This window comes from Lactobacillus laiwuensis, from assembly GCF_019972835.1.
Lineage (GTDB): Bacteria > Bacillota > Bacilli > Lactobacillales > Lactobacillaceae > Lactobacillus > Lactobacillus laiwuensis.
This window is the reverse complement of the sequence record NZ_BPPB01000013.1, coordinates 1-12,937: the sequence shown is the minus strand read 5'-3', so window position 1 is coordinate 12,937 and position 12,937 is coordinate 1. Positions and strand designations below refer to the sequence as shown.

At 37.1% G+C, this 12,937-nt stretch carries 8 protein-coding genes; 5 read left to right on the top strand and 3 right to left on the bottom strand.

What is annotated here, in order from left to right:
* Positions 1-337 precede the first annotated feature (337 nt).
* The 3 genes from LDM92_RS08425 to LDM92_RS08415 all read right to left on the bottom strand — a co-directional run bounded on the left by LDM92_RS08425 (position 338) and on the right by LDM92_RS08415 (position 4,787).
* Positions 338-1,783 (bottom strand): glycoside hydrolase family 1 protein, encoded by a 1,446-nt coding sequence (locus LDM92_RS08425; protein ID WP_223902852.1) that lies wholly within the window; start codon positions 1,781-1,783, stop codon positions 338-340.
* A gap of 15 nt (positions 1,784-1,798) precedes the next feature.
* Positions 1,799-3,772 (bottom strand): beta-glucoside-specific PTS transporter subunit IIABC, encoded by a 1,974-nt coding sequence (locus LDM92_RS08420; RefSeq protein ID WP_223902851.1) that lies wholly within the window; start codon positions 3,770-3,772, stop codon positions 1,799-1,801.
* Between the two features lie 145 nt (positions 3,773-3,917).
* Positions 3,918-4,787, bottom strand: coding sequence for a PRD domain-containing protein (locus LDM92_RS08415; protein WP_223902850.1), 870 nt, complete (start codon positions 4,785-4,787; stop codon positions 3,918-3,920).
* 250 nt (positions 4,788-5,037) lie between these two features.
* Between LDM92_RS08415 and LDM92_RS08410 the strand changes: the two genes are divergently transcribed.
* The 5 genes from LDM92_RS08410 to LDM92_RS08390 form a co-directional block, all read left to right on the top strand.
* A complete protein-coding gene (locus tag LDM92_RS08410) occupies positions 5,038-5,991 on the top strand; it encodes a class A sortase (protein WP_223902849.1) in 954 nt (317 codons plus the stop codon).
* A gap of 266 nt (positions 5,992-6,257) precedes the next feature.
* Positions 6,258-8,120, top strand: a complete 1,863-nt coding sequence (locus LDM92_RS08405; protein WP_223902848.1) for a MucBP domain-containing protein — start codon at positions 6,258-6,260, stop codon at positions 8,118-8,120.
* A 148-nt stretch (positions 8,121-8,268) separates the two neighbouring features.
* On the top strand, positions 8,269-8,454 hold the full coding sequence (locus LDM92_RS08400) for a hypothetical protein (protein WP_223902847.1): 186 nt from the start codon (positions 8,269-8,271) through the stop codon (positions 8,452-8,454).
* Between the two features lie 445 nt (positions 8,455-8,899).
* A complete protein-coding gene (locus tag LDM92_RS08395) occupies positions 8,900-9,319 on the top strand; it encodes a hypothetical protein (RefSeq protein ID WP_223902846.1) in 420 nt (139 codons plus the stop codon).
* A gap of 178 nt (positions 9,320-9,497) precedes the next feature.
* On the top strand, positions 9,498-12,937 hold a 3,440-nt coding region (locus LDM92_RS08390; RefSeq protein WP_223902845.1), incomplete at its 3' end, for a BspA family leucine-rich repeat surface protein.

Genomic DNA, 12,937 nt, shown 5'->3' with positions numbered 1-12,937 from the left:
AATATTAATTTAACCTTTTTTCTAATTAGCTTATTGAATTCACTTGCAGCAACTTGTAAAAGATCTTGCCCTCTCCTGTGTATGTACATCTATCTTAGATATTTCTTTCAAAAAAATAGGAACTCCTTTAAAGAGTTCCTTTGTTATTTGCAACAATGAGTGTTTTACTATTGGCTTGAGGTGTTCACACACAACCCTATTAAGACTCCTTGAGTGAGTGCAACTAAGTCCAATCCACCCATCTCAAATCAACATCTAACAGATACTCTAGTTACCTGCTTTCATATATCATGATACATTGCCCTTAATTTAATAGTCAACTTTTAAATCAAGTTATTTACCCTAAATCAGCACCGTTAGTGGAAATAACCTTCTTGTACCAGTCAAAAGACTTTTTCTTGTAACGCTTAAAGGTTCCGTGGCCTTCATCATCTTCATCAACATAGATAAAACCGTAACGTTTCGACATTTCACCAGTTGAGGCACTGACCAAATCAATACAGCCCCAAGGAGTATAACCCATAACATCAACGCCATCGTCTATTGCCTGGGAAATAGCCTCGATATGTTCACGCAGGTAGTCAATTCGGTAATCATCAGCCACATAATGATTTTCGTCAGGTTTGTCTACTGCACCCAGGCCGTTTTCAACAATGAAAACTGGCTTTTGGTAGCGATCGGACAATTGGTTTAAGGCAATTCTTAATCCTGTCGGATCAATTTGCCAGCCCCAATCACTGCTCTTTAAAAATGGGTTCTTAACGCCGCCTATCATATTGCCGTTAGCAGTTTCTTGGTTTTCATGAGTAACATCAACTACAGATGACATGTAGTAGCTAAAGCCAATATAGTCAACTGGGTATTGAGCTAGCAATTCCAATTCATCATCTGTGTAATCAATGTCAGATAATTGCACACCTTGACGAGCTAATAAGCTCTTAGTATAGGCAGGATAATGTCCTCTTACTTGAACATCGGCACAGAAAAAGTTATTAGCCTGATTATCTTGCAGGGTAGCTAATTGGTTCTTAGGATTTGAATCATAGCTGTAAGTAGTAGCGTATAAAATCATGCAGCCAATTTTCATATCAGGATTGAGTTCATGGCCAATTTTAACAGCTTTTGCACTAGCAACAAATTGATTATGCCACGACTGGTAAATATTTTTCTTATCGTCAGCGCCATTACTTGTCGTCAGGCCCTGACTCATAATTGGAAAGTGAGCGGCACTGTTAATTTCGTTGAAAGTCATCCAGTATTTAACCTTGTCTTGGTAGCGAGTTAAAACGGTGCGGGCAAAACGCTCATAGAAGTCAATTAACTTCTTATTCTTCCAGCTCCCATATTCAGTAATTAAATGAAGAGGTAATTCATAGTGAGAAATAGTAATTACAGGCTCAATATCATGCTTTAAGCATTCATCAATTAGTGAGTCATAAAACTTAAGTCCCTCTTCATTAGGAGTTTCTTCATCCCCATTAGGAAAAATTCTAGACCACGCAATTGAAAAGCGGTAACACTTAAAGCCCATTTCGGCGAAAAGTGCAATGTCTTCTTTATAATGATGATAGTGATCAATACCAATGTGGTTAGGATAAACGTAATCTGGATTAATCTTAAAATCAAAATCAGGTGAAGCAATGATTTTCATTCGGTCCTTACCGCCAGGCATAACATCTGGCAAAGATAAACCTTTACCCCCTTCTTGGTAAGCACCCTCTAATTGATTGGCGGCAGTAGCACCGCCCCATAAAAATCCTTTAGGAAAATTATTTGTGGTCATTATTGTCTCCTTTCGTTATTTCAAGTCTAATAATGCATCCCCAATGGTTATTGTACCATTCGCAACTACATTAACTTCATGGTAATTATTAGAATTAGTAACAATTACTGGTGTTGTAGTTTCAAAGCCAGCTTTTTTAATAGCTTCAAGGTCAAATTTAATAAGAGGCTCACCCTTTTTAATACTCTGACCCTTTTTAACTAAAGTAGTAAAGCCTTTGCCATCAAGTTCCACAGTATCCATACCAATATGAATCATTACTTCTGCGCCATTAGTCGATTTAAGACCAATTGCGTGACCGGTAGGGAAAACCATCACTACTTCTCCATCAAGTGGTGAACATACTTTACCTTCTTGTGGTGCAATCGCAACGCCTTTACCCATTGAGCCACTGGAGAAGACTTCATCTTTAACCTCGCTTAATGGCACAACCTGTCCGTTTAAGGGAGCTACTAATTTTTCTTCTTTATTATATGAAACTTCTGGTTTAACATTTGCGGAACTTGCAGAATTGCTTGTTGCGGCATCATCTGTACCTGCATTTGTATCCGTCGCTAAAGCTGCTTGTTCGGTTATAGGTGCATCAACACTGTTTTTACCAAATAGCATTTGGAAAGCAAAGCCTAAAATTGTTGCTATAACCATTGCTAAAATTAAGCCATAAACGCCAGTATCAAAGCCATTTTTACCAATTGCATCTGGAATTGAGAAGATACCCATTCCGGCCATCTGGAATACTTTTACTTGGAAGAAGCCAATGATGCCGGCACCAATTGCAGAGGCAATACAACTTAAAATAAACGGCTTCTTTCTTTCAAGGGTGACACCATAAATAGCCGGCTCAGTAACCCCGAAAATACCAGAAACAAAGGCTGGAATTGCAATACTGCGGGTTTTTTCATCTTTAGTTTGGAAAATAATTGCTAAAACGACACCTGTTTGGGCAAATGAAGCAGCTAATGACAAGCCTAAGATTGGATCATAGCCTAAAGCAGCAATATTGGTCATCATGACTGCCACAAAGCCCCAGTGAACGCCAAAGATAACAAATACTTGCCAGAATGCGCCCATTAAAATGCCGGCTATAACAGGACTAAAGTTGTAAACCCCACTAACAGCAGCTGCAATAGCATTACCAAGCCAGGTAGCAACAGGGCCAATGACAATAAAGGTAACAGGAATAGTAATTAGTAAAACCATAAATGGCACTAAGAAAGTTTTGACAACATCAGGGATAATCTTTTTAGCCAATTTTTGCACTTTAGATGCAAACCAAATTGACAGGATAATCGGAATGACTGATGAAGTGTAGTTCATCGAAATTACTGGAATTCCCAAAAAAGTCATGTGAATTGGTGCTTGGAGAATAGTACCCTTAAATACAGTAAACAGAGTTGTTTTACTGCTGGCCATTGCGACAATTGAAGGATAGCAAAGTGCAGCACCAATTGTTGCACCTAGATAGCCATTCATGCCGAACTTTTTAGCTGCTGAAATTCCTAAAATAACGGGCAGGAAGTAGAATAAACTGTCACCAATGGCATTCAAAATAATGTAAGTACCAGAAGTTTGCGCTTCCCAGCCAAAAGCTAAGAACATAGCATTAAAGCCCTTGATCATACCGGCAGCGCACATTGGCCCTAAAATCGGATTGAAAATGCCAGAGATTAAATCAATAAACTTATCTGCTAAACTCATGTTGCTGGTATCTTCATAATCATCGGGCACGCTGCCGCCACCAGAAAAGCCGCCTACTTTAACCAGCGTGTCATAGACATCAGCGACATTATTACCAATCACAACTTGGTATTGCCCACCGGATTTTACAACAGAAATTACGCCATCGGTGGCCTTTAATTTGTCATCGTTAGCCTTTTTCATATCTTTTAATTTAAAACGCAAGCGCGTAGTACAGTGCACAACACTGATCACGTTATCTTTACCGCCCACATCAGCGATAATTTCACGACTTAAGTCCTCGTAAGCCATTTTTTCCTCCTAAATATCAAAACCCGAGGACCTCAAGAAAGCACCTCACTAATTTATTGTGAGATTTTCACCTGAAGTTCTCGGGTTAATGCCTGTAAACAGTAACACACCGTTTAAACTTATAAATTATTAAAATAGAGTAAATTTAATTCTTCTGCGATTGAGCATCTTTTTGTCTATGCGTTACCCGCCAGACATGAAGAGTTAAATATACCTGATCGTCAGGCTGCAATTGCCAGCCTGCCTGCTTGTATAAGTACGTGCCGATTTTTTGGACAGTATCATACGCCTTTTTGTACTTGACTTTCATCAGCTCAATTAAGGAATGATCAAGCTCACTGCCAGAATCCTGGTCGCTTTCACCACACATATGCCTTACCATAAAAGCACGTAAATGTGTCATGAACCTGTTGAAGTTAAACGATTCAGTATCCAGCTGCATTCCGTATTGATACTGGATAATATCAATTACTCCCTTAATTAGTTTAGTAATTTTAATTGTATCCTGCAGTTTTGTTTGACCAGAGCCTGCATTAATGAAGTGATATGTCAGATAAGCTGCTTCACTTTGAGGAAAGTCAAGCTTAGTTTTTTCTTTCATTAACCTTAAGGCTTCTTGAGCCGTACTATATTCCTTCGGAAATATTTTTTTCATTTCCCAGCCAAGCGTATCTTGGCCTAATTCAATATTTCCTGTAGCACGGGTTAACATAAAATCAATGTGGTCAGCTAACACTAAAAATTCATAATCAGAAAAAGTGATCTGTAATTTTTGACTGGCCATGCTAATCACTTCAGTTGTCAACTTCAAAGTCCGCTGATCAATATCTCTTACACTGTCAACCAATTTAATATTTTTTTCGACAGCTACAAAACGGCGTGAAATTTTGTCCTCATCAATGGAATCACCGACTTTTTTGCCAAAGCCAATCCCGTTGCCAATCACCACCCAATCTACTCCGGCTTTATCAGACACCAAGGCAGCGTTGTTGTTAAAATTTTTAACAAATTTCACTTCAACTACTTCCTTTCCAATAAAAAAACCTACAAACAGTACCAAAAAAGTATTGTTCATAGGTAATGCCTGATCAAGTCAGTAACACGTCCACTTACAGCTGATATTATAAATCAGTATTAAAGCGATTTCAATACTTATTTGATTATTTTTTTTAAGTGTTTAATTCAAGATAAATAATTGTGCTTTACGCAAATTTATACTTAAATAGTAGCAGAAGCCTAATAGCAGTTTAAAGGAAAAGAATCAAATGGCAAATAAAAAGAAAGCAAAATCTTTAAAAACACAAATATGGTCCACTATTCGTGTGTTACTTTTAGGTGCCCTGTTTTATCTGGGAGTGACTTTGATCTTTTTCGGCTCTGGTTTTGGCAACTCCTATGTAGTGCAACAAAATGCGGAAAAAGCAAATACCACTTTAACACAAAAGAAAGCAGATAGAAATAAAAAACGCAAAACAAGTTATGATGCCAGCAAAACCAAATCAGTTAGTGCAGCCAGCGTCCTTAGAGCCAAGCAAATCAAGGCATACGCTATTGGCCGCATTGCTATTCCTGCTGTTAATATTCATAATCCGCTCTTTGCTGGTTATGGCGATCAAAACCAGAACTTAGAATACGGTGTCGTTACCTGCCTGCCTGATCGCGTCATGGGTGGTGCTAATAATTATGTGCTTGCAGGACACTATATGGGTTCTTATGGTCCTGCAGTTTTGGATAATTTGCATCTGGCCCACCCTGGTGACCTCATTTACGTAACAGACTTGCATCATATTTACGTGTATAAAATAAAAAATGTTTCTTTTGCCATCAAACCAACTCAAGTTGAAGTCGAAAACAATGTGCAAGATAAAAGTATGATTACCCTAATTACTTGTTCTGATTTTAATACTTCCAAATACGGCTACGGTCAACACCGTACAGTTGCACAGGGCGACTTGATCAGCAAAATGAAGGCTACTAAGCATAATCTAGTGACTAGCGAATTGACTGCTAAGCCAAAGCATATTAAAAAAGAGCATCAGGCATCTTTGAAAAAAAATAAACAGCACGAGACATTTAACAAGACTGTACAAGTCAGGTCAAAGGCCAAGCCTAAATTTTTCCAAAATATGACTTTCATCAGAACAACAATTATTACCTTTAACGTTGTTTTTGTCCTTGCCATAGGCTGGCAACTTGTTCATATCTGGCTTTTGAAATAACCATTACAGGTTTAACTATAATAGTAGTAAAATTATCTATTTCGAAATAGTCATCTGTGTTAATCCATGCTATACTGAGTTTAACACGGTATTATGAGGATAGTATTTGGTTGCGGTTACTTTGGTATAAAAATAATTGTGTTTATTTTTTGCAAACTTCTTTAATTTAATCATTATAATAATCATGTTATTTTAAAGTAAGCGCTCTAGTAAAAGCAAAAGCCAAATTTACTGCTATTTGGAATAGTAAAGAAGATGATGACTAAATGACGACTAAAACCCGTGAATCAAGCGGCTTGAATGCCACAATTGAGCCTGCATTTAAATTGCAAAATTCTGCCGCAGATTCCAACACACTTGACAGCTGGATGCCAGATAAAGTTTTGCAAAAAATTGTGGCCGCTAATTTAGGTCAACCAATTAAGCAAATTACTAAAGAAAGTCTTGCCAATCTGACAGAACTTAGTTTAATCGCACCAAAAGAAATACCTGTCGTTCATGGCAAACGGAAATATATTATTTCTCCTGCTGAATATCGCTTACGTTTGCGGCTTAAATCACTCACCGGATTAGAATACGCAACTAATCTAGTTAAAATCAACCTGGCTCCTGACCGTCAGCTAAACAGTGATTGGTGTCACCGGGCTGTTCTTAATTCAACTTTAGCGGATATTTCTGCTTTGCAAAATTTGCATAAATTAACCAATATTAATTTAGAAATGTGCAATTTGCATGATATTTCTGCTTTGGCAAATAAGCCACAATTAGTTCAACTAAATCTTTCATATAATGCAATTACTGATTTTTCACCATTAAAATCAAATAAGCTATTAATTGAAAGTGGCAGTCTAAAGCTAAGAAAACAGCTAATATTAGCAGAGCCAGTTCACTTAACTGCAGGAACTATTTCTTATACGTCAGGCCCTTACCAGCTACTTGATTTTAATGGCAAAAACATGGCACTTAAGATTGAAACTGGTAAGCAGCTTAATGCCAAACATTTAGTCAAGCAATATTCCAGCAACTGGAGTGATCATGTTGGTCAAGTCAATGGTAAACAGACTGTAACTTGGGACCTTTCGAAACTGCAGCCAGGTGATAGCGCAGCAATGACCGTTAAGTTCCATAGTAATAATTCAGCGCAAGAGCCAATCATTTCAGGCTGGTACATTATTCCGTTTAGAATTGTCAGCGGGCAGCCTATTACAATTCACTTTAAAGATGACGCGGATAATACCATTGCCTGTCAGCAGAAACTATATGGTGACGTTAATACCAGCAGCACTATTACTATTCCAACATTTACTGGTTATTCAATCAGCGCTAAATCAGCTGATGGCACTACGACGCCAATTAGCCAGGACTCTGTCACAGCTACTATTACCGCTCAACCACAGGAAATTTCTTTAATTTATACTCGTAACAAGGCAGCAGATATCACCATCCATTATCAAGATCAAACGGGTAAACCAATCGCTCCTGAAAGCACAATTAGCGGTGTCTTCAGTGAACAAAAAATAATTCAGCCGCAGGACATTTCCGGTTATACACCGATTCGTTATCAAATTGACCATAATGGTATTTCACACCATACGGGAAGCGTGCCTATTGTACTTAACAATCAGCCCCAAGAAATTACCTTCTATTATAATAGGGAAAAAGTTTCAAATGTGATTGTTCATTATCACGATACTGCGGGGAAAAAAGTTGCGCCAGATGAAATCTTAAGTGGCTTTGTTAATGATCAGCAAACTGCTCCGGCCTTAAAACTACCAGGATATACTATTAAACTTAAATACTTTAATGGTTCACCTATTGATACTGGTTTAGATACAACTGTGATTACGCTCAAGCAAAAGCCACAGGAATTAACCTATGTTTATACTAAAAATATCTTAAGTAGCAAAAACTCCGTTAAAGAAGTGAAAATTCAAAAGTATAAACATAGTGAAAAACTTCATCTTAATAGCAAGATACAATCACTAGTTAATAATAAAAAGCACGTTAAGCAGCCTAGAGCTAAAACAATAACAGGCTGGCAATTAGGACTGTTATTATTGGGTTTAATATCATTATTCAGTGTCTTAGGATTAGCTATTATTTATTACAGTAGAAAAAGCAAACATTAAAAATCAGCACTCTATAAATCTACTTATGGAGTGCTTTTTATATGCAATTTTAATTAAAGTATAGTTGTTTACTATTGAAATTATTATATTATGGATATACAATTATAGTGTAAATTGCTGTTGGCTAATAATTTAAGAGGTAAAATTTATGAATAAACACATTGAACTAAGTAAACAAAGCAAGAAATTGCTATTTAGTGGAATTACTGCTGCTGCACTGGCACTAGCTGTTGGTGGCCCACATGCAGTTAAGGCTGACAGTGTATCTGGAAGCACATTAGCAGCAAGTAGTTTAACGAGAACTGCTAAAACATTTCCATCGAAATCTTTGTGACCAACTTTACCAGCTTCAGCAAAAACTGCCGGTATTAAAAATAAAGTAACAACCAAATCTGATGATACTATTGACGATTGGATGCCTGTCAAGAATTTATAAAAAGTAGTTGCCTATAATTTATATGGTAATCCAAATAGCGTAAGCAAAATTACTAAAGAAGATTTGTCTAAATTAAAAACCTAAGCATTAGAGTGTTCTTGCAGAAAATGATGTCCATTATTATGCAGTTGCAATCAGCATTAAATCACTAACTGGTCTAGAATACGCTACTAATTTATATACAATCAGTTTACCACTAAATATTAAGCACTTTGGGTCTGCACATGCATTATTGCACAGCACTCTATCCGATATCAGTGCAATAAAGGGACTAAAGAACTTATATAGTGTTAATTTCCAACAATGCCCTATTTCTGATATATCTGCATTAGCAAATAAACCTTTGTTAACATCAGTTCCTATTGTTTATAATGGTATTACTGACTTCTCCCCATTAGGTTCAGATAAAAACTTAAGCCAAGCGTATGGTTATTATCAGGACGTTAGCACAAATGGATACTACCTTTCATCAAGCACACCATTCTACACATTCCGTTATAATAATTTAATTGGTATTGATGGAAAACCAATGAAGATTCGGGTGGCAGATACAGATGATGTCCAACACGATCATTATGTTAAATATTACCTCAGCAATTGGAAGAAAAATGCCGGTGTAGTTTCAAATGATGTAAAATCAGTTACTTGGAATATCACTGGAATTAGTTCAGAGCCTCAGTCCATTCATTACATGACAATTAATTATAAAGGTTCTTATGGTGAAGGCGGATGGTTCATTATCCCATTCATCGTATATGATTAATTTAATTATTTTTGATGATAAATATAATTTAATATAAAAAATAGTGTTCTAATTTATAAATGAATTAGAACATTATTTCTTTATGATCAATGTGCTAAGTATCACAATGAGTTTGACTTTTGCCTAAGCCAGCCATATACTAAACCTATATTAATATGCAGTTTAGAAGAGGAATTATATGAATACACATAAGAATGCTAACAAGCAAGGAGAAAAAATATTGCTCGGCGGCGTGGCCGCAGCTGCTTTAGGCTTAATTAATGCCAAGCCCCAGACGGTGAAGGCAGCCAATCAGAATGGCACTCGTGCCACCAAGAGTGCTGCTGGAAGACCAGTCAAGACTAAATTGAACTATCAAAGTGAGACTGAGGGTGAAGCAGCTGCTGATAACCCCACTGACCAAAAGAGCGACAATCAAACTGCTGGCAGCGAGAATAATGCAGGCACTTCAAGCAGCACTCCAGAAACTGGACAGGGGCAAGCTGTTGCTAACAACAGTTCAGCAACTGGCAGTAATCAAGATGCAGCTACAGTCAATACCAGCGATCCAAGCACCACAGACGATGCAAAAACTGACAAGCAAGAAGAAGACTCTGCACAATTTGACCATGCTAAAGCCACTCGTGATAGTAGCAATACCATCTCAAGCACTTGGGAAGATATACCTGTCACGTTTAATAATGGCGTACTATCAATTGGTGAAGAAGGCAAAAGCTATACAATAATTAATTCAGACGATAAAAATATTAGCATTAAAAACAATATCAGTAATGTTGCTGGAACTGATATTACAGAAATTGATATTAATGCTCCCATTGCCATTATTGGGTCAGCTCAATCGCTCTTCTCTTATCTTAACTTTACTAAAATTAATGGCTTAGATAAACTGGATACATCAAAAGTAACAAACATGTCAAACATGTTTTTCGATTCTCCAAAAATAGTTTCTTTAGATCTATCCAATTTCGATACTGCCAATGTTACCAATTTTAATATGATGTTTGTTGCTGACAGAAGTCTTGAAAGTGTAGGTTTATCTAGTTTTTCCATTAAAGATAATGCTACAGCACAGAGTATGTTTAATCTTTGTGCAAACTTGAAAAAATTAGTTTTAGGCAAGAACTTTCAATTTACGCCAAGCAATGGTAAGCCAAACAATTCCCTCAATTTGTCAGGTACTTGGGTAAACATGGGTGAAGGCGATGGTTCTCTGACCAAGGGTACTAATCAATGGTCTTCAGCTGATTTAATGACCAATTACCAAGGTGATAGAGACCATGACACTTATGTTAGATATACCGGCGGCACCGTTACTGTTCATCGCCAGGATGAAGATGGCAAGCAGCTAGTTGATCAAGATGGTAAGGAAATTCCTGATGAAAAACTTTTCGGCAACATTTCAGACCCAGTAACTGTTGACACCAGCAAAGAATTTGCTGGCTACAAGTTCAAAGAAAATCAAAATCCTGCTGTCACAGCTTTTATTTCTGATCCACAAACTGTCACTCTAGTTTATTCTAAGAGTAAAACGGATAATACTACTATCTCAAGTACTTGGGAAGATATACCTGTCACGTTTAATAATGGCGTATTATCAATTGGTGAAAAAGGCAAAACCTATACCATAAATAATTCAGACAATAAAGATATTAGCATTGGTAGCAACATCGACAATGTTTCTGGAACTGACATTGCAGAAATTGATATTAATGCTCCCATTGCCATCATTGGATCAGCTGAGATGCTTTTTTTTAGACTCACGAATCTTAACACAATCAATGGCTTAGATAAACTAGATACTTCTAAAGTAACGAGTATGCTACGGATGTTTTTTGGCTGTGAAAAAATGACTTCTTTAGATCTCTCAAGTTTTGATACTACCAATGTGACCAGCTTTAATGTAATGTTTTCTGGCGATCCCAACCTAACTAGCGTAGACCTATCTAGTTTTACTGTTGCAAATGATGCCACAACGATGGGAATGTTTGTATTAACCAATAATTATACTTCCAGTTTGACCAAGTTGATTTTAGGTAAAGGGTTTAAATTCACTACAAGAAATGGTAGACCCAACAATTCACTTCAACAGCCAGGAACTTGGGTAAACATGGGGGAAGGCGATGGCTCTCTGGCCAAAGGTACTAATCAGTGGTCTTCAGCCGATTTCATGACTAAGTACCAAGGTGATAGAGACCACGACACTTACGTTAGATATACTGGTGGCATCGTTACTGTTCATCGCCAAGATGAAGAAGGCAAGCAGCTAGTTGATCAAGATGGCAAGGAAATTCCTGATGAAAAGCTCTTTGGCAATATTTCCGATCCAATAACTGTTGACACTAGCAAAGAATTTGCTGGTTACAAGTTCAAAGAAAACAAGAATTCTGATATAAAAGCATTTATCTCTGACCCGCAAGATATTACCTTGGTCTACTCTAAGACTAAAACTGATAATACTTGGGAAGGTGTTCCTTACACCTTTAATAATGGTGTCTTATCGCTAGGCGAAAAAGGCAAAGACTATTTAATTGACAACTCCGCCGAAAAAGAAATTGGCATTAATAATAATATAAGTACTATAAATACTGATAATATTAATGATATAGATATTTTGGGAAAAATAACAATTAATGGGCCAGCTGATTCATTATTTGATACTCTTCCTAATTTAACTCAAATTAACGGCTTAAATAACCTCATTACTTCAGATGTCACTGACATGAGCTACATGTTTGCCAATTGTCCAAAATTAGTTTCATTAGATCTCTCAAGTTTTGATACTAGCAAAGTTGCATTCTTTTCTTCTATGTTTTATGCAGACACCAACTTATCTAGCATAAACTTATCTAGCTTTATAATTACTGATGATGCTGTAGATTATAGTTTGTTTGATTCATGTACAAATTTAACTAAATTAGTTTTAGGTAAAGGAATTAAATTCACTACAACGAATGATCTACCAAATGATTCACTTCAACAACCAGGTACCTGGGTAAACATGGGTGAAGGAAACGATTCCTTGACTAAAGGTACTAATCAGTGGTCTTCAGCTGACTTAATGACTAATTATCGAGGTGACAGAGACTATGATACTTACGTTAGATATACTGGTGGCACCATAACCATTCATCGCCAAGATGAAGAAGGCAAGCAGCTAGTTGATCAAGATGGTAAGGAAATTCCTGATGAAAAACTTTTCGGCAACATTTCAGACCTGGTAACTGTTGACACCAGCAAAGAATTTGCTGGCTACACCTTCAAAGAAAATCAAAATTCTGATGTAAAAGCATTTATATCTGACCCACAAGATATTACTTTGGTCTACTCTAAGAATAAAACTGATAATACTAGTGACAACACTTCTGATAGTTCCAATAGTTCTAACAGCTCTAATAGCTCTGATAGCTCCGATGGTTCCGACGGTTCTGACAGTTCCGATGGTTCTAATAGCTCCGACAGTTCTGATAGTTCTAATGGTTCTGATAGCTCCGACAGTTCCGATAGCTCTAATGGCTCTGACAGTTCCGATGGCTCTGATAGTTCCGATGGTTCCGACGGTTCTGACAGTTCCGATGGTTCTAATAGCTCCGACAGTTCTGATAGTTCTAATGGTTCTGA